The organism is Noviherbaspirillum sp. (genome assembly GCF_036846085.1).
Classification (GTDB): domain Bacteria; phylum Pseudomonadota; class Gammaproteobacteria; order Burkholderiales; family Burkholderiaceae_D; genus Noviherbaspirillum.
Map to the genome: position 1 here is coordinate 1 of NZ_DAIUCO010000093.1, position 17,596 is coordinate 17,596.

At 59.9% G+C, this 17,596-nt stretch carries 16 protein-coding genes; 7 read left to right on the forward strand and 9 right to left on the reverse strand.

All coding sequences use genetic code 11. The annotated features are described in order from the left end of the window. Window positions 1–234: 234 nt before the first annotated feature. The 4 genes from V7080_RS12540 (at window position 235) to V7080_RS12555 (ending at window position 2,911) form a co-directional block, all read left to right on the forward strand. On the forward strand, window positions 235–768 hold the full coding sequence (locus V7080_RS12540) for a GNAT family N-acetyltransferase (RefSeq protein ID WP_334188725.1): 534 nt from the start codon (window positions 235–237) through the stop codon (window positions 766–768). 673 nt (window positions 769–1,441) lie between these two features. Further along, window positions 1,442–2,080, forward strand: coding sequence for a Crp/Fnr family transcriptional regulator (locus V7080_RS12545; RefSeq protein WP_334188726.1), 639 nt, complete (start codon window positions 1,442–1,444; stop codon window positions 2,078–2,080). A 273-nt stretch (window positions 2,081–2,353) separates the two neighbouring features. After that, window positions 2,354–2,656, forward strand: coding sequence for a hypothetical protein (locus V7080_RS12550; RefSeq protein WP_334188727.1), 303 nt, complete (start codon window positions 2,354–2,356; stop codon window positions 2,654–2,656). 63 nt (window positions 2,657–2,719) lie between these two features. After that, window positions 2,720–2,911 carry a hypothetical protein gene (locus tag V7080_RS12555; protein ID WP_334188728.1) on the forward strand — a complete coding sequence of 64 codons (192 nt, stop codon included), beginning with the start codon at window positions 2,720–2,722 and terminating at the stop codon, window positions 2,909–2,911. Between the two features lie 170 nt (window positions 2,912–3,081). Here the strand turns inward: V7080_RS12555 and V7080_RS12560 are convergent, their stop codons facing one another. The 9 genes from V7080_RS12560 to V7080_RS12600 all read right to left on the reverse strand — a co-directional run bounded on the left by V7080_RS12560 (window position 3,082) and on the right by V7080_RS12600 (window position 12,867). Continuing rightward, window positions 3,082–4,179: a M48 family metallopeptidase gene (locus tag V7080_RS12560; RefSeq protein WP_334188729.1), complete on the reverse strand. Its 1,098-nt coding sequence runs from the start codon at window positions 4,177–4,179 to the stop codon at window positions 3,082–3,084. Between the two features lie 21 nt (window positions 4,180–4,200). Further along, window positions 4,201–4,650: a dUTP diphosphatase gene (dut, locus tag V7080_RS12565; protein WP_334188730.1), complete on the reverse strand. Its 450-nt coding sequence runs from the start codon at window positions 4,648–4,650 to the stop codon at window positions 4,201–4,203. A 79-nt stretch (window positions 4,651–4,729) separates the two neighbouring features. Further along, the gene (gene coaBC, locus V7080_RS12570) at window positions 4,730–5,923 is read right to left on the reverse strand and encodes a bifunctional phosphopantothenoylcysteine decarboxylase/phosphopantothenate--cysteine ligase CoaBC (RefSeq protein WP_334188731.1); all 1,194 of its coding nucleotides are present in this window, start codon (window positions 5,921–5,923) and stop codon (window positions 4,730–4,732) included. Window positions 5,924–6,014: 91 nt separating this feature from the next. Then, window positions 6,015–6,512, reverse strand: coding sequence for a signal peptidase II (gene lspA / locus V7080_RS12575; RefSeq protein ID WP_334188732.1), 498 nt, complete (start codon window positions 6,510–6,512; stop codon window positions 6,015–6,017). Window positions 6,513–6,713: 201 nt separating this feature from the next. Then, window positions 6,714–9,605, reverse strand: a complete 2,892-nt coding sequence (gene ileS, locus V7080_RS12580) for an isoleucine--tRNA ligase (RefSeq protein ID WP_334188733.1) — start codon at window positions 9,603–9,605, stop codon at window positions 6,714–6,716. 57 nt (window positions 9,606–9,662) lie between these two features. Continuing rightward, complete coding sequence (locus V7080_RS12585; RefSeq protein WP_334188734.1) at window positions 9,663–10,640, reverse strand: bifunctional riboflavin kinase/FAD synthetase; 978 nt, start codon at window positions 10,638–10,640, stop codon at window positions 9,663–9,665. A 97-nt stretch (window positions 10,641–10,737) separates the two neighbouring features. After that, on the reverse strand, window positions 10,738–11,574 hold the full coding sequence (locus V7080_RS12590; RefSeq protein ID WP_334188735.1) for a zinc-dependent peptidase: 837 nt from the start codon (window positions 11,572–11,574) through the stop codon (window positions 10,738–10,740). Window positions 11,575–11,637: 63 nt separating this feature from the next. After that, window positions 11,638–12,057 carry a YidB family protein gene (locus V7080_RS12595; RefSeq protein ID WP_334188736.1) on the reverse strand — a complete coding sequence of 140 codons (420 nt, stop codon included), beginning with the start codon at window positions 12,055–12,057 and terminating at the stop codon, window positions 11,638–11,640. Window positions 12,058–12,141: 84 nt separating this feature from the next. Then, window positions 12,142–12,867: a 16S rRNA (uracil(1498)-N(3))-methyltransferase gene (locus tag V7080_RS12600; protein WP_334188737.1), complete on the reverse strand. Its 726-nt coding sequence runs from the start codon at window positions 12,865–12,867 to the stop codon at window positions 12,142–12,144. 210 nt (window positions 12,868–13,077) lie between these two features. Here V7080_RS12600 and tkt point away from each other — a divergent pair, with 210 nt between their 5' ends. The 3 genes from tkt (at window position 13,078) to lepB (ending at window position 17,143) form a co-directional block, all read left to right on the forward strand. Then, the gene (gene tkt, locus V7080_RS12605) at window positions 13,078–15,072 is read left to right on the forward strand and encodes a transketolase (RefSeq protein ID WP_334188738.1); all 1,995 of its coding nucleotides are present in this window, start codon (window positions 13,078–13,080) and stop codon (window positions 15,070–15,072) included. Between the two features lie 147 nt (window positions 15,073–15,219). Further along, window positions 15,220–16,230: a type I glyceraldehyde-3-phosphate dehydrogenase gene (gap, locus tag V7080_RS12610; RefSeq protein WP_334188739.1), complete on the forward strand. Its 1,011-nt coding sequence runs from the start codon at window positions 15,220–15,222 to the stop codon at window positions 16,228–16,230. 229 nt (window positions 16,231–16,459) lie between these two features. After that, complete coding sequence (lepB, locus tag V7080_RS12615; protein ID WP_334188740.1) at window positions 16,460–17,143, forward strand: signal peptidase I; 684 nt, start codon at window positions 16,460–16,462, stop codon at window positions 17,141–17,143. Window positions 17,144–17,596 lie beyond the last annotated feature (453 nt).

The window sequence follows — 17,596 nt, forward strand, 5'->3', positions numbered from 1 at the left end:
ATGCCGCAAATACATAGACATCTTTTCCATACCGTTGTTTCCATTGCTTTTGCCAAGTACATGTGTGAGGTGAAAACAACTATGGAAATGACCACACTCCGCATGGATTCCGCGTTTTTTGGGTAAGATCCTTTCTTAACGGTAAACTGTGCCTGCCGGAAGTGCTGCCGGCAAGGCCGAACTACAACCAGTGCGAATTCCAGAGCGTCATCCGAACGAATAACAGATTCATCCATGTCGTCGACCCGCGAACCAGCCAAAATCGAAGTCCGAACCGCCGAACCCGGCGATGCAGGTTGCGCCTGCAACGTGTTGCGCCGTTCGATCGCGCAGTTGTGCGAAAAGGACCATCGCAACGACAGCGCCATCCTGACGACGTGGCTGGCCAACAAAACGCCGGAAACGGTGCGGGGCTGGATCGAATCGGGAAAGAATTGCTCGCTGGTGGCGGTGATCGACAATCAGGTCGCGGGCATCGCCATCCTGACCCGCCAGGGCAAAATCGTGCTGTTCTACGTTGCACCGGAAATGTGCCAGGCAGGTGCAGGCAATGCGCTGTTGCAGGCGATCGAACATCGCGCCGGGGAATGGGGATTGCGTTCCCTGCAGGTCGACAGCACGCTGACGGCGCAGCAGTTCTACCTGCGTCACGGTTTCACCCTGAATCGCACGACGACCAGTGCGTTCGGCACCGAAGCCTATTCCCTGTCGAAGCCGCTCGCACCGACAGGCTATCCGCAGAAGAAGCCTTGCCGGTGTGGCGGATGAGGGGATGAGCCCGCGCGGCTTGTGATCTTCCCACAGCTTCCTGCATAGCCCGCGTCCCTATTCCCAGGCAATCGCAATTCCACCTTTCGCTTTCAGCATGGAAGCGAAATAACTGACGGGTCGCTCCCGATCCCGCAGGAAAGCATCGGCACCGGGTGCTTGCACCGGATTGCATGCGAAGGTCCTCTTCAACACGCAACGCAGCACTTGCACCTGTATTGGACATGACCAGGCCTGCTGACAGGCATCTCGATGCCGATGCCCGACCATTTCACCCGCTGCCTTAAATTTAAGCGATATATGTCAGGAATCCAACAGACTCATCTCTGCGGGAACGGCACACTTCGCAACGTTGATCGATTTAATGTCGCCGACAAAATAGCCCGGTGGAGCATGAGTTGTCCGGGACGGTTCTTTGCCACCGATTATTTTGTTAGCCGCTCAACGTCGTTTCATACTATGCCATTCTTGTCCTGTGGCGCTCAGGCAAGTATGGAAAAGCCATCCGCGAGCGGAGACCGTGTCAGTCGTTTGAGGCTTGGAAGATTCGATCCGATGCCCAGTGTCTGACAAGAAAAGAAAATACATGTCCGTTCCGAACACGACAGAACACTTACCTGCCAACCATTTGTTGTCACTGATCCCGCCAGAAGAATTTCAGCGCCTATCTCCAATGCTGCAGATGGTACGCACCGAATTCAAGCAGGTGCTGTTCGAGCGCGACAAGGCGATCGAGTATGTTTATTTCCCCTGCACCAGCGTTTTCTCGGTACTGACGTTTCTGCAGAACGGTACCGCCATCGAAGTAGGCACAATCGGCAATGAAGGATTCTCGGGTGTGAATCTGCTGGTCGGCACCGACTATGCAACCGACACCACGATCTGCCAGGTGTCCGGCGACAGCCTTCGCATGCGGACATCCGATTACAAGAATGAGATTGCAACCGACACGCCGCTGCGTCGCGTCGGTTTGAAGTTTCTGCAGGCGTACCTGAGCCAGGTATCGCAATCAGTCGCCTGCAATCGCTTGCACACCATCGAGGAACGGTTCGCCCGCTGGGTGCTGATGACGCATGACCGTGTGCGCACCGAGCAATTTCATCTCACGCAGGAATTCCTTGCCGATATGCTCGGCGTCCACCGTCCAAGTGTGAGCCTTGTGGCCAGCTCGTTTCAGCAGGCCGGCCTGATCAAATACAGCCGCGGCAATCTCACCATCCTCAATCGTGCCGGCCTCGAAGACACTTCATGCGAATGCTACGGCATGGTCAGGGAGCAGTTGCAACGGGTGCTTGGATTGTCGCGAAGCTAGCAATCCCAGCAGTCATGTTTCCGCGCCTGCCCCGGTAGCGTTCCGCCTTGCAATGGAAGTTTTTTGGCGGCAACGGTCTCATTCCAAAACACGGTAAATCGCCTTGTCTATGTCATTCGTCGAACAGACTTCACCTGTTCGGACTATCAGAATTTGTTCTTTCACATTCATCACTGCCGCTGTCGTCGCTCAGTCGATCAACACGTCTCCGGGCAATTCATCGACTGCGCATATGACGCCCTTTCCGGGCGGCAGACATTTGCAGAGGAACACATGGCTCACCAAGATAACGCATTTGCCGACTCCTATAATCCGGACCGGTTGCTCGATACACTGGTTGAAAAGCTGGCGCTGGAAAGCGATGCCGAACTGGCGCGCGAGTTGAAAGTGGCACGCCCGATCCTGGGGATGATTAGACGCCGCGAACTGGGCGTGAGCGCTTCGATGCTGATGTGGATGCATGAAGCCAGCGGCATGGCGGTACGCGATCTGCGCAATCTGCTCGGCGACCGCCGCGGAAGATACCGCCCGCTACGTGCGGGTGACTATGCCGCGATAGTCGGATTACGCAAATAATCCCATGATCATGTGGTGCACATCCAGGCAAGCCGGGTGGCACTTGAGAATACGGGTAAATCCATGAATATCACAGAAGACATGCTGCAGGCAGCGACCAGGAAAGCGGTTGAAGCGGGGCTGCTCCCGCGACGCATGTACGTTGAAGACATCGCCACCAACGCGGAAATCATGCACGACATTCTCGATGCCGCGCTGGAAAGCGCGACCAAGGGCGATAAGGATCTGGCCGACCGCGGCACGCGACCGAGCTGATTCCATCGACAATCTCAACGTATGAGCCCTGGTGCCGGCGCGCCTTCGTTCCTGCTTTGCCGCATTCAGAAGGCGAACATCGAAAGCATGTGCCGCTGCATTGCCTGTGAGCGGGAACAATGCCGGCGCTGGCCTGGCGGCGTGCGAGAATCGTCGCGAAACCAGCGCCGTCAGGGAACCAGCGGCCTTCGGCTTGCCTGTTTTGCCTTGATGTCCTTGATTGCGGCCTGCATTGCCGAGAGCCGGGCCGGTGTCGCGGGATGCAGCGCCGTGTAGGCGTTGAGCATCGAGGGCGGGTACTGGGTGGCGAACCGGCTCCAGAACGCCGGTGCATTGTCGATGTTGTAGCCGGCCCGTGCGAGCATGTACATCGACAGTTTGTCGGCGGCGGCATCGAGGTCCGCCGGGTACGGCAGGATGCCCGCCGTTCCCGCCATCGTGCTCATGTCGGGACGGATCAGCACCAGGTTGTCGATGACGCCGCCTATGGTTGCGCTCATGCGCTGCCGGTTGGCATGCGCCAGGGCGTTATGCGCCATTTCCTTTGCCATCACGTAGGCCAGTTCCTGGTCGGACCGTGCGGCGTTCAGCATGCCGCGCGTAATCAGCACGCGGTATCCATCGCCGTAGGCATTGACATTGTCGGTATTGCCCAGCTCGATGCCGAATGCGCATGCAAATGTCAGCGGCACGGTCAGCGGCAGCTCCGCGCCGTTGCGGCGCACCGTCAGCCTGACGCTGTTGCGCCCCGTCAGCAACGGGCCGAGTATGGCGCCTGCCTGGCGTTCCGCATTCTGGCCTTGTGGCATGGGCTGGTTCTCGATCGCAAGCAGGGTATCGCCGCGCTGCAGGCCGGCTTTTGCCGCGCCGCTCTGCGCCAGCACGCCCATTACCTTCAGTTGTTCGTCCATGCCGAACACTTTCTGCGCCGCGTTGACGAATTCGGACGAATAGGAATACTTGTTCTTTGCGGTGAATCCCAGCAGGTTGCGTGCATTGTTCCTGCAAAGCTCAGGGTTGCGTACCAGCAGCGGGCCTGCCACCTGGTAAAGCCGGTCCTGCTGCGCGACGAGCAAACGCAGGGCTTCTTCCTCGGCGCTGGATACGGGCGGTGGGGGAGCGACGGTGACGCGCGGTTCGGGCAATACGGGATTGTCGGGCGGGAGAGGAACACTGGTGCAGGCCGCCAGCAGCAGGGCCACCGGCAGCACGCCGGCCAGGGGTGTCGCCAGCAGGCGGGTTCGGGATGACGTTGTTGTCCGGCGCATGTGATTCTCCATGAAATCAGTTCAGTGTTTTCCGGTACTGCCGAAGCCGCCGGCACCGCGCTGGCTATCAGTGAATTCCTCCACCACCTGAAAGCCAACCTGCAGGACTGGAACGATGACGAGTTGCGCCAGCCGCTCCATCGGTTGCAGCGTGAATTCCGCTTGTCCCCGGTTCCAGGTCGATACCATCAGTTGTCCCTGGTAATCCGAATCGATCAGTCCGACCAGGTTGCCGAGTACGATGCCGTGCTTGTGGCCCATGCCGCTGCGCGGCAGGATCATGGCGGCATAGCCTGGGTCGCCGATATGGATCGCCAGGCCGGTCGGTACGAGATGGGTGTCGCCGGGTTTGATGACGAGCGGGGCATCGATGCAGGCACGCAGGTCGAGTCCGGCGCTGCCCGGCGTGGCGTAGGCGGGCATCTGTTCCTTCATGCGCGGATCGAGAATCTTGACGGCGATATTTTTCATTGTTGGCAAGGCTAAGGTAAGGCTGCCGACCTGTTCGGCGGCAGGGTTGATCAACAGCGGCAAATGGATAAGTCCGGAGTTACGCGAGACGGCGGGCAATTTCGGCGACGAGGTGACGCGCGAGTGCCTGCTTGTCGGCGCGAGGCAGATGAATCTGGCCCTGTTCGTCGAACAGCACCAGTTCATTGTCATCCTTGCCGAAAGTCTGGTGGCCGATATTCCCTACCAGCAGCGGGATGCCCTTGCGCTGCCGCTTTTCTTCGCCATATCGCAGCAACTGCTCGGACTCGGCCGCGAAACCCACGCAGTAAGGCTTTTTCGGCAAGGCGGCAACCGCGGCCAGGATGTCCGGATTCTGCTCGAACTGCAGTTGCGGCGCGCCGCCGTCGGCAGTCTTCTTCAGTTTCTGTTCGCTGACGTTGGCAACCCGCCAGTCCGCTACCGCCGCCACCGCAACAAAGATGTCCTGGTCAGCCGCATGGGAAAGCACGACATCGTACATTTGCTGGGCGGTGTGGACATTGATCCGGTGCAGACCATAGGGCGCCGCGAGCGCGGTCGGACCGGATACCAGCGTCACCTCGGCGCCGGCTTCGCGCGCGGCGCGGGCAATCGCATAACCCATCTTGCCGGAGGAGAGGTTGGTGATGCCGCGTACCGGGTCGATCGGTTCGAAGGTCGGTCCGGCGGTAACCAGCACGCGCTTGCCGGCCAGCAGTTTGAGGTGCAGCGCGGCGACCACTTCCTCCAGCAGGTATTCCGGTTCCAGCATCCGGCCCATCCCGGTCTCGCCGCAGGCCTGGTCGCCTGCCTCCGGACCGAGGATCTGGATGCCATCTTCCCTGAGCTGGCGGAGATTGCGCTGGGTGGCGGGGTTCTGCCACATTTCGACGTTCATTGCCGGTGCGATCAGCAGGGGCAGCAGCAGGGGACGCGCCACGCACAGGGTGGAAAGCAGATCATCGCATGCGCCATGCGCAAGTTTCGACATGAAGTCGGCCGAGCAGGGGGCAATGACGATGGCATCGACGCCGCGGGTCAGGTCGATATGCGGCATGTTGTTATCGATGCGCGCATCCCACTGGTCGCAGAACACCGGATTGCCGGACAGCGCCTGCATGGTGACCGGGGTGATGAAATGGGCGGCCGACTTGGTCATGACAACCTGCACCGACGCTCCCGCCTTGGTCAGCCTGCGGGTGAGGTCCGCCGCCTTGTAACAGGCAACGCCTCCGGTCAGTCCCAGTACGATCTTTTTACCGGCGAGATCCATTGCACCTCCTGATGTAGAACCGGGCTAGTGTATCCGCAATATCCGCGTTCGCCGGATAGCACGGGTTTGCAATCCTGATGTCGAAGGGGCCTTATTTGCCGACCCGGCGCAGCTCGTCATAGATGAACAAGGCAGCTCCCACGCAGATGGCGCTGTCGGCGACATTGAATGCCGGCCAGTGCCAGGTGCCGACATACACGTCGAGGAAGTCGATGACATAGCCGTACATGGCGCGGTCGATCACGTTGCCGATCGCGCCGCCGAGGATGAGCGCGAGAGCCCAGCAGAACAGGCGCTGGCCGGCATGCTTTTTCAACAGGTAAATGATGAAGATGGCCGCAGCGATGCCGATGGCGGTGAAGAAGTAACGCTGCCAGCCCCCCTGGTCGGCAAGAAAGCTGAACGCGGCACCCTTGTTGTGAACCAGTACCAGGTTGAAGAACGAGGTCACCGGATAGGATTCGCCATACGAGAACAGCCTTGTGATGGTGATCTTGGTGATCTGGTCGAGCAGAATGATGATGGCAGCAATGCCCAGCCAGGGCATGATGCCGGCGCGGTTGTCGGAAAACGTGTTTTTCTTGGCCATATTTGGTTGCTTGTGATTGGTTTTGTGTTCGTGGCATGAACGGGCTTTAGCGGCCCATCCGGCCTTGTTTGCGCGTACCGGAAAGCCCGGCATCCTTTCCTGCTCCTTCCTTGCCTTGCCTGATCCGGCTTAAACAGGAAGGAACAGGGCAGGGATGCGTAAGCGTTCGTCGGTACGCGTCTAGCCTTGCAATAACACGTGTTACGCGAATGTGCGCGCTTCGCCTGCGCCGAACAGGTTCGCGACGCAGCGCCCGCACAGGCCCGCGTGCTCGGCATGCGAACCCACATCGGCACGGTAATGCCAGCAGCGCTCGCATTTCTGGTGCGCCGACGGCGTGACGATGATGGCTTCTTCCGCTTCGTTGGCCACTTGGGTGACCGTCGCCTGCGACGTGATGAACACGAACTTGAGGTCTTCTCCCAGTCCCTTGAGCAACGCGTACTTTTCGCCGCTGGCCCTGATTTCCACTTCCGCCTGCAGCGATGAGCCGATGCCGCCGGCGATCCGCACTTCTTCCAGTTGCTTCATCACCTCGGCGCGCAGCACGCGCAGGGCGTCGAAGCGGTCCACCAGCGGCGCGGCATTCGGCACTTCCGGCAAGGCGTAATAGGTTTGGGTGAAAATGGTTTCATCGCTTTCGGCGTAGGCTTCCTTACTGGCAAATACCGCCCATGCTTCTTCGGCGGTGAAGGACATCATCGGCGCCATCAGCCGCAGCAGCGCCTGGGTGATGTGCCAGATTGCGGTCTGCGCCGAGCGGCGGGCGGTCGAGGTGGCGCCGCAGGTATACAAACGGTCTTTCAGGATGTCGAGATAGAAGCCGCCCAGATCTTCCGAGCAGTACATCTGGATCTTCGCCACCACCGGGTGGAATTCAAACACCTGGTAGTGCTGCAGGATTTCGGCCTGCAGCCCCGTCATGCGGGCGATCGCGTAGCGGTCGATCTCGAACAGGTCGGCCACCGGCATGGCGTCCTTCGCCGGATCGAAATCCGATGTGTTCGCCAGCAGGAAACGCAGTGTGTTGCGGATGCGGCGATAGGCTTCCACCACGCGCTTCAGGATCTCGTCGGAGATCGACAATTCGCCCGAATAGTCAGTCGATGCGACCCACAGACGGAGGATTTCGGCGCCAAGGGTGTCCGACACCTTCTGCGGCGCGACCACGTTGCCCTTGGACTTCGACATCTTCTTGCCTTCACCGTCCACTACGAAACCGTGGGTCAGCAGGGCCTTGTATGGAGCGCGTCCGTCGATCATCGACGCGGTCAGCAGGGACGAGTGGAACCAGCCGCGATGCTGGTCCGAACCTTCCAGGTAGAGATCGGCGGGGAACTGCGACTGGTCCGGGTGCGAGCCGCGCAGGACGGTGTAATGCGTGCTGCCCGAATCGAACCAGACGTCAAGGGTGTCCTTGTTCTTCAGGTACATGTCGGCATCGGCGCCGAGCAGTTCCTTCGGATCGAGCGAATGCCATGCCTCGATGCCGCTCTGCTCGACACGTTTCGCCACCTCTTCCAGCAGCTCCGGCGTGCGCGGATGCAGCTCGCCGGTTTCCTTGTGTACGAAGAAGGCCATCGGCACGCCCCACTGGCGCTGGCGCGACAGTGTCCAGTCAGGCCGGTTGGCGATCATGCCGTGCAACCGTGCCTTGCCCCAGGCGGGGAAGAAATCGGTGGCCTCGATGCCGGCCAGCGCGGTTTCGCGCAGCGTCGGTCCGCCATCGTGGGGAACGCTGTCCATGCCGGCAAACCATTGCGATGTCGCGCGATAGATGATCGGGGTCTTGTGGCGCCAGCAGTGCATATAGCTGTGCGGTTTGAGACCGAAGCCGAACAGTGCGCCGACTTCCTCCAGCTTCCCGCAGATTGGCTTTGAAGCGTCCCAGATGCTCATGCCGCCAAAGAAGGGCAGCCAGGAGGCATACTTGCCGTCGCCCATCACAGGGTTCAGGATTTCATCATCACGCATGCCGTGCGTCTTGCAGGAAATGAAGTCTTCCACGCCGTACGCCGGGGCGGAGTGCACGATGCCGGTACCGGCGTCGAGGGTTACGTACTCGCCGAGATAGACCGGCGAAAAACGGTTGTAGGCCGGGTCGAGGTCGGCGAACGGATGCTTGAAACGGACATGAGCCAGCTTGGCGCCGGTCGTCTCGCCAAGCACGCTTGCTGCAACCTCATGCTTTCCGATGTCTTCAGCACCCGGCTGCTTTTCGCCGATGTCCTTGAGGAAGGCGGAAACCAGTTCGCTCGCGATGATCACATGCTTGCCGCTGTGCTTGCCCGTCTCCAGGCGCAGCAGCAGGTAAGTGAATTCCGGATGAACGTTCAGCGCCTGGTTGGACGGGATGGTCCACGGCGTCGTGGTCCAGATTACCGCATGGATCGGTTCGGCAGGCAGGCTCGCCAGCCCGAACGCGTGGGACAACTTGTCGCGGTCGGCCACCGGAAAGCCGACGTAGATTTCCGGGTCGCGCTTGTCCTGGTATTCGACTTCCGCCTCCGCCAGCGCCGAGCCGCAATCGAAACACCAGTTGACCGGCTTCAGGCCGCGATAGACGTAGCCCTTTTCCAGGATCTCGCCGAGGGCGCGGATCTCGTCGGCCTCGTTCCGGAAATTCATCGTCTTGTACGGATTGTCCCACTCGCCCAGCACGCCGAGGCGGATGAAGTCCTTCTTCTGCCGCTCGATCTGTTCGCTCGCGTAGGCACGCGATTTCGCCAGGACCTCGGCAGTCGGAAGGTTCTTGCCGAACTGCTTCTCGATCTGGATTTCGATCGGCATGCCGTGGCAATCCCAGCCCGGGACATACTGCGCATCGAAGCCGGCCATGTTGCGGGCCTTGACGATCATGTCCTTCAGGATCTTGTTGACCGCATGACCGATATGGATGTCGCCGTTGGCATACGGCGGACCGTCATGCAGGATGAACTTCGGGCGGTTGGCGGAAGCCTTGCGGATCTTTTCGTAGATCTTTTTTTCCTGCCATTCCTTTACCCATTTCGGTTCGCGCTTGGCGAGGTCGCCGCGCATCGGGAAGGCGGTTTCGGTCAGGTTGACCGGATACTTGTTTTTTTGGTCGGACATGATGGCTTCAAGTGAAAAATCGGTTGATCAAACAGGCGCAAACGGAATGTCTGATCATCAAATTCGGTCGGTGGAGGAGGTGGCCGCGGCATCCTGCCGCGCGAAGTAGGCGCGGGCATTGTCGGCGTCGCGTTCGATCGCCGCGGTGAGCGTCGGCAGGTCGACGTACTTTTCTTCGTCGCGCAGTTTCTTCAGGAATTCCACGCGGACCAGTTCGCCATAGCATTCGCGGTCGAAGTCGAATACATAGGTCTCCAGCAGCACCCGCCCGCTGTCTTCGACAGTGGGCCGGACGCCGAAGCTCGCCACGCCCGGCAGCGGCCTGTCTGCGAGGCCGTGCACCTGCACCACGAAAATGCCGGACAGCGCAGGACGCTTGTGTGCCACCGCGAGATTCATCGTCGGGAAGCCGATGGTCCGGCCGAGCTTCTTGCCGTGGATGACATGGCCGGAGACCGAATACGGGTGGCCGAGCAGGGTGGCGGCAAGGTCGAAGTCACTGGCGGCCAGCGCTGCGCGGACGGCCGACGAGGAGATTCGCATGCCGTCGCTGGTGACGGCCGGCAGCGCCTCGACATGAAAACCGTATTGCCTGCCCGCCGCGATCAGCGTCTCCAGGTTGCCGGCCCGCTTGGCGCCGTAACGGAAATCCTCGCCGACCATCAGCCATTTCACGTGCAGGCCCTGCACCAGCACCTTCTCGACGAAATCCTCCGGCGACATGGCGGCGAAATGCGCATTGAAATGCTCGACGATCACCCGGTCGACACACGCATTGGAAAGGGATTGCAGTTTGTCACGTAGGCTGGCGATCCTGGCCGGCGCCTTGGAAAGATCCCCCGCCATGCGGGCGAAAAATTCACGCGGGTGCGGCTCGAAGGTCATCACGGCCGCTTCCACCCCGAGCCGGTCGGCCGCATCCCGGACGCGTGCGAGCAGCGCCTGGTGGCCGCGATGCACGCCATCGAAGTTGCCTATCGTCAGCGCGCAGGGCGCGCGCGAGGCGGCATTGGGAAGTCCGCGGAATACCTTCATGCTGGGGGAATCAGTCTGATCGCAAAACCTTGAATTATAAATGCTTTCCGTTGCTTTTCTCGACTGCAACAGGCGAGCGCGGGGTGCCCGCCCGCCGTCAGCCGCGTTCAGTCAGGGGATTCTGGCGGTAATAGCGGGAAAGCAGGCCAAATACGTCCGGATAAGCTTGCGCCAGCGGTGCCGGATGGACAAAGAATGCTTCGGTTGCAACGGCAAAGAATTCGGCCGGGTTCTGCGCCGCGTAAGGATCGAGCGGCAAGGATGCAAACAGTTCATCGTATCGCTCTGCATGGAACGGGTCGTCAGGATCGAAATCCTCGGGCAGTTCCGCATCGAGGGCTGCAATCCGGGCAACGAAATCGTCAAATGCCGATGAAAACGCAACCTGCCAGTCCCGTTTCTCGATGCCGCGGTGAAAGGACGCCAGAAAGGGTGGACAGCCGTTGGCATCGCCGTCCCCCATGTCGATCTTGTGGGCGAACTCATGGATCACCACGTTGTAACCCGGCATGTCGATGGCATCGGCATCCTCCCACGACAGGACGACTGCGCCACCGGCACCGATCGCCTCGCCGGACACCGGCTCCCGCCATTCATGCACGACGCCGGCTTCATCCACCTCCGCCTGCGGTACGACGAATTCCGCCGGATAAACGATGATCCCGGCCATGTCGTCATAGAGATCCAGCGTCAGGTGCAGCACCGGCAGGCATGCCTGGACGGCGATCATGACGGCAATATCGTCGGTCAGTTCCAGTCCGCCCGCGCCGGTCATTGTCTTTTTGTCCAGCAATTGCTCGCACAGGCGCTTGAGCGCTTCGAGGTCGTTCGGCGGCAGCGAATGCAAAAAAGGCAGGCGCGCGATGCTGGCCTGCCAGAGGGAATCGGGAATCGATGGTTTGCTGCGCGAGAAGAGTTGTTTAATCCATTGCATGGTTTCCATTGTCACGGAAACCACGCCGGATCGGCAACTCCAGTGGACAGGACGGCATGGGCACTACGTCTGGCCGGCCATGAATTCACCGAGGAGAAACCCGAGATCACCCAGCCCGCCATGCGGCGCCTTGCCGTTCGGCGTCAGTTTGTCGACCAGGCCGGGCAGCATTTCGCTGAGTTGATGGGCCGCCTGATTTTGCGGCAAGCCGGTTTCTTCGGCGAGTTGCTGCAGATGGCCGTCGCCCAGCACCATTTCGATCTCCTCGCCGGAGATCGGCATATTCGGTCCCTGACTGATCCAGGATCGCATCACGTTGCCGAGTCCGGCGTTCTGGAAACGTTCGGTCAGCCCGGACAAGCCGCCGGTCTGGCCGTTGTTGGCCAGCAATGAAAGGGCTGCCTGGAGCAGCCTGGTTTGCGTGTTGAACAAATACGGTTGGCCGCCACCGGCCGCGCCGACGGAATGGTCGAGATATCCCATGCATGACTCCTGAACAATGAAAGCTCCACCTTAGAGGAGGTCCGCACGAGGCGGGCGGGAATCAGGATGTTATTTGATCTGTATTCACATTCCGCCCCACAGCGCATTCAATGCGGCAATGGCAGCCAGGCCGGCAGTTTCGGTACGCAGAACGCGCGGCCCGATTGACAAGGGCAACGCTCCGGCGGACATTGCCAGCTCTTCTTCCTGCTCGGTCCATCCGCCTTCCGGTCCGACCAGCAGCGTCACCGCCTGCGGCGGGTGGTGGCGGGCCCAGTCCGACAGCGGTTGCTCGGCGCGCGGCGTCAGCAGGATGCGGTGGTGCAATTCCTTTCGCGCCAGCCAGCTGCTAAAGTTCGCCGGCTCTGCCAGTTGCGCCAGGCGGTTGCGGCCGCTTTGTTCTGCTGCGGCAACGATCACGCCGTGCCAGTGCATCATTTTTTTCTCTGCGCGCTCGGCAGACAGCCGCGTCACGCAACGCTGCGCCGTGAGCGGCTGGATCGCCGCTGCGCCCAGTTCCATTGCCTTTTCGACGATCCAGTCCATCTTCGACCCTTCCGGCAGTCCCTGCGCCAGGGTGATCGAATAGGGTAATTCGGTTTCCCGGGCCGAAAAAGCCTTGATTTCCGCGGTCGCCTGCTTTTTGTCGAGGGCGGTCAGTGTCGCGCTGAATTCGCCGCCTTCGCCGTTGAACAAGGTAATCGTGTCGCCGCACGCCAGGCGCACCACGTGGATGTGGTGGGCAACCGGGTCGGGGAGCCGCACGATGGCGCCGATGGACAGGGGTTGGGGGATATGGAATCGCGGCATGGGCGTGGAAAGTCGGCAGGTCGTGGATAGGCGGGCATGGACAACTGGACAAGGCGGAGCGGGAGAGAAGGCTTTGCCGGGAAGGCAGTAGTGTAACCGCCCGTTTTAAATTTCGCCTTCCTGCCTCTGTTAAAATACGGGGTTTTTCGCCGCCTCGCGATTTCAACCGGCCCAACCGGCTTTATCTCCCGCCATCTATCCTGAATCACAATGACTTCCTCGCTTCCGACTACCAAAATGGCCAATGCAATCCGTGCACTGGCAATGGACGCCGTGCAAAAGGCAAATTCCGGCCACCCAGGCATGCCGATGGGCATGGCGGAGATCGCCGTCGCCCTGTGGACCAGGCATCACCGCCACAATCCGTGTAATCCGAACTGGATCAACCGTGACCGCTTCGTCATTTCCAACGGCCACGGCTCGATGCTGCAATATGCATTGCTGCACCTGAGCGGCTATGACCTGCCGATGGACGAAATCCGGAATTTCCGCCAATTGCATTCGAAGACCCCGGGCCATCCGGAGTTTGAAATCACGGTCGGTGTCGAGACCAGCACTGGCCCGCTCGGGCAGGGCATCACCAATGCGGTCGGCATGGCGCTGGCGGAAAAACTCCTGGCGGCGGAATTCAACCGCCCCGGTTTCGATGTCGTCGACCACTACACCTATGTATTTACCGGCGACGGCTGCCTGATGGAGGGCATCTCCCACGAAGCCTGTTCGCTCGCCGGCACGCTGCGCCTGTCCAAGCTGATCGCGCTCTACGACGACAACGGCATTTCGATCGACGGCAAGGTCGACGGCTGGTTCACCGACGACACGCCGCAACGCTTCGAAGCCTATGGCTGGAATGTCATCCGCAACGTCGACGGCCATGACGTCGCCGCCGTCGATGCGGCAATTGCGCAGGCCAAAAAATCGGACCGCCCGACCTTGATCTGCTGCAAGACGGTGATCGGAAAAGGCGCGCCTAATATGCAGGGGTCGGACAAAGTGCACGGCGCGGCGCTGGGCGACAAGGAAATCGCCGCGACCAGGGATGCGATCGGTTGGCCGCACGCGCCGTTCGAGATTCCGGCCGATGTCTATGAGGCCTGGGATGCGAAGGCGGCAGGGCAGGCGGTGGAAGGGGAATGGAATACCTTGTTCAAGGCATATGACGAGCGTTACCCGGAAATGGCGGGCGAACTGCTGCGCCGGATGAAGGGTGAATTGCCGGGCAATTTCGCCGGCGCGGTCGATGCCTATATCGCGGCCTGCATTGAGAAGAAGGAAACGATCGCCACCCGCAAGGCAAGCCAGAATGCGATCCAGGCGATGGCGCCGGTACTGCCGGAATTCCTCGGCGGCTCGGCCGACCTCACCGGTTCGAACCTGACCAACTGGAAGGAGTGCGTCGCAGTACGCTCCAATCAGCCGGGTAACCACATCAATTATGGTGTGCGCGAGTTCGGCATGGCGGCGATCATGAACGGCATCGCGCTGCATGGCGGTTACATTCCTTTCGGTGCCACCTTCCTGACCTTCTCGGATTACAGCCGCAACGCGATCCGGATGGCGGCGTTGATGAAAATCCGCTCCATCTTCGTATTCACGCATGATTCGATCGGCCTCGGCGAGGATGGTCCGACGCACCAGGCGGTAGAGCATATCTCCAGCCTGCGGCTGATTCCGCGGCTGGATAACTGGCGTCCCTGCGACACGGTGGAATCGGCAGTTGCATGGCGCCATGCGGTCGAGCGCAGGAATGGCCCTTCGACGCTGATCTTCTCGCGCCAGAATCTGCCGTTCATGGAGCGCAGCGCGGAACAGGTCGCGGCGATCGCCAGAGGCGGTTATGTATTGAAGGATGCGGCGGATGCGAAGGCCGTGCTGATCGCGACCGGTTCCGAAATCGAGCTGGCAATGAAAGCGGCCGATGAACTTGGCAAGCAGGGCGTACCGGTACGGGTTGTGTCGATGCCTTGTACCGACGTGTTCGACCGCCAGGATGCAGCCTACAAGGCAAGCGTGCTGCCGAAAGGCCTGCCGCGCGTGGCCGTGGAGGCCGGCGTGACGGACTTCTGGTACAAGTATGTCGGTCTCGAAGGCAAGGTCATCGGCATCGACACGTTCGGCGAGTCGGCGCCGGCTGGCGTGCTGTTCAAGCATTTTGGCTTCACGACGGAGAACGTCGTGGCCGCTGTGAAATCGGTTATTGCATAAATTCGCATGTACGGCGCCTCCCCTTCGACGGAGGGGCCGGGTGCGAGGCGGGTCCGCGGTTCCATCAGCGCGGCCTGTCCCGCCCCAATCCTGCCCTCGACGGGCAGGGCGGAATGATTACTTTTACTTTTCATTCAGGAGAGAACCATGACCATTCGCGTCGCAATCAACGGTTACGGCCGTATCGGCCGCAACATCCTTCGTGCCCACTATGAAGGCGGCAAGAAAAACGACATCCAGATCGTTGCGATCAACGATCTCGGCGATGCCAAATCGAATGCCCACCTGACCCGCTACGACACCGCCCATGGCAAGTTTCCCGGCACGGTCGAAGTCGACGGCGAGTTCATGATCGTCAACGGCGACAAGATCAAGGTATTCGCGCAGCGCAATCCCGCCGAAATTCCATGGGGCGAGCTGAATGTCGACGTCGTGATGGAATGCACCGGCTTCTTCACCACCAAGGAAAAGGCATCGGCCCACCTGAAAGGCGGCGCCAAGAAGGTCATCATCTCGGCACCGGGCGGCAAGGATGTGGATGCAACTGTTGTGTTCGGCGTGAACCAGAACGTGCTGAAGGCAAGCGACACCGTGATTTCCAACGCGTCCTGCACCACCAACTGCCTGGCGCCGCTGGTCAAGCCGCTGCACGACAAGATCGGCGTGGTCAATGGTTTGATGACGACCGTGCATGCCTACACCAACGACCAGGTGCTGACCGACGTGATGCATGAAGACCTGCGCCGTGCACGTTCCGCGACCCAGTCCATGATCCCGACCAAGACCGGCGCCGCTGCCGCGGTCGGCCTCGTACTGCCGGAGTTGAACGGCAAGCTGGACGGCTTCGCGATCCGTGTGCCGACCATCAACGTGTCCATCGTCGACCTGTCCTTCGTTGCCGCGCGTGACACGACCGTCGATGAAGTCAACGCGATCATGAAGGATGCGTCCGCCGGTGCACTGAAAGGCATCCTGACGTACAACACCGATCCGCTGGTTTCCGTGGACTTCAACCACAACCCGGCATCGAGCAATTTCGATGCGACGCTGACCAAGGTCTCCGGCCGCCTGGTGAAGGTATCCTCCTGGTACGACAATGAGTGGGGCTTCTCCAACCGCATGCTCGACACGACAGTCGCATTGATGTCAGCCAAGTGATCCGGCGTCGAGTTGTTCTATCTTGACAACTCACCATGCAAGAAAAAACGCCCCACCTGCTGGGGCGTTTTGCTGCCTTCGTGCCGCCTAGCGAGTCACAACCGGTGCGATGGCGAGCTTTGAATCCGGTATCCGGTGCCTGCATTTGCGCAAGTGTTGGCGCATGTGCACCGCAGCAGGACGATGAATCAAGTGGACATTTCTGATTAGCACATCAACTGCCAATGCAATGCATTCGAAAATAAGAAAACTGATTGCCGACAGCAGGGGTTTTTTGTTCTTCCTGGTACTCATGCTGGTGGTGCGCAGTTCGGTCGCCGACTGGTACGGCGTGCCGACCGCATCCATGTATCCCACGCTGCTGATCGGCGACCGCATCGTCGCCGACCGCCTTGCCTATGACGTCAAGCTGCCGTTCACCGACGTGATCGTCAAGCGCATCGCCGACCCAAAGCGCGGCGACATCGTGACGTTCACATCGCCGGAAGACGGCATACGGCTGGTCAAGCGGGTAGTCGGGCTGCCGGGGGACGTGGTCGAACTGAAGGGTGAAGCATTGATCATCAATGGCGTTCGGGCCGACTATGGCCCGGCTGGAGCGGAAGTGGCCATGCACCTGATGCCCGATTACGACGGCAGGCAACTGGTGCTGAATGAAGAGATTCTCGGCGATCGCTGGCCCATCATTCTCACGCCGGACCGGCAGGGAATCCGCACATATGGTCCGGTCGTCGTTCCCGATGATTCCTACATGATGCTGGGCGACAATCGGGATAACAGCAAGGATTCCCGCTACATCGGGTTCATCAAGCGGGAACTGCTGACCGGGCAGGTCACGCGCATTGCCTTTTCCCTGGATACCGAAAGATTCTATAAGCCAAGGATAGAGCGCTTCGGTGCATCTCTCGATTAAGGCATCGGTTAAAAATCCGAGCAAGCTAAAAGGCGTGGAGTTTCGGTATCTTAGGATCAGCATGCTCATGTCCCAAAAGTCGTTTGGCAAAGTGATGGGCTTTTCCGAGCAAGCAGTAGCGAAGTGGGAGAGAACTGGCAAAGTCCCAAAGGCTGCCGATGCTCCCATGCGTTTTATGTATGCAGGCAAAACAGATGGGAATTAAAAAATCAGCACAATGAATGATTGATGCGCTGAACTTTATAGATCGCATAGCAAACACGAAAATTGTCATCCCCGAGTTGCGCAGAAAAAAAGGGAATTTACAGTACAAGACTGACGACGATGATGAAAGCTATGCATTAGCCGCTCAATAGCGCTTTTCAGGCCCACGCTCTACCGTGGGCTTTTTATTTCCTCTTAAGGCAACGCTGAACAAGTAAACGAGATTGCTTATCGAGCGTTATAGATGCT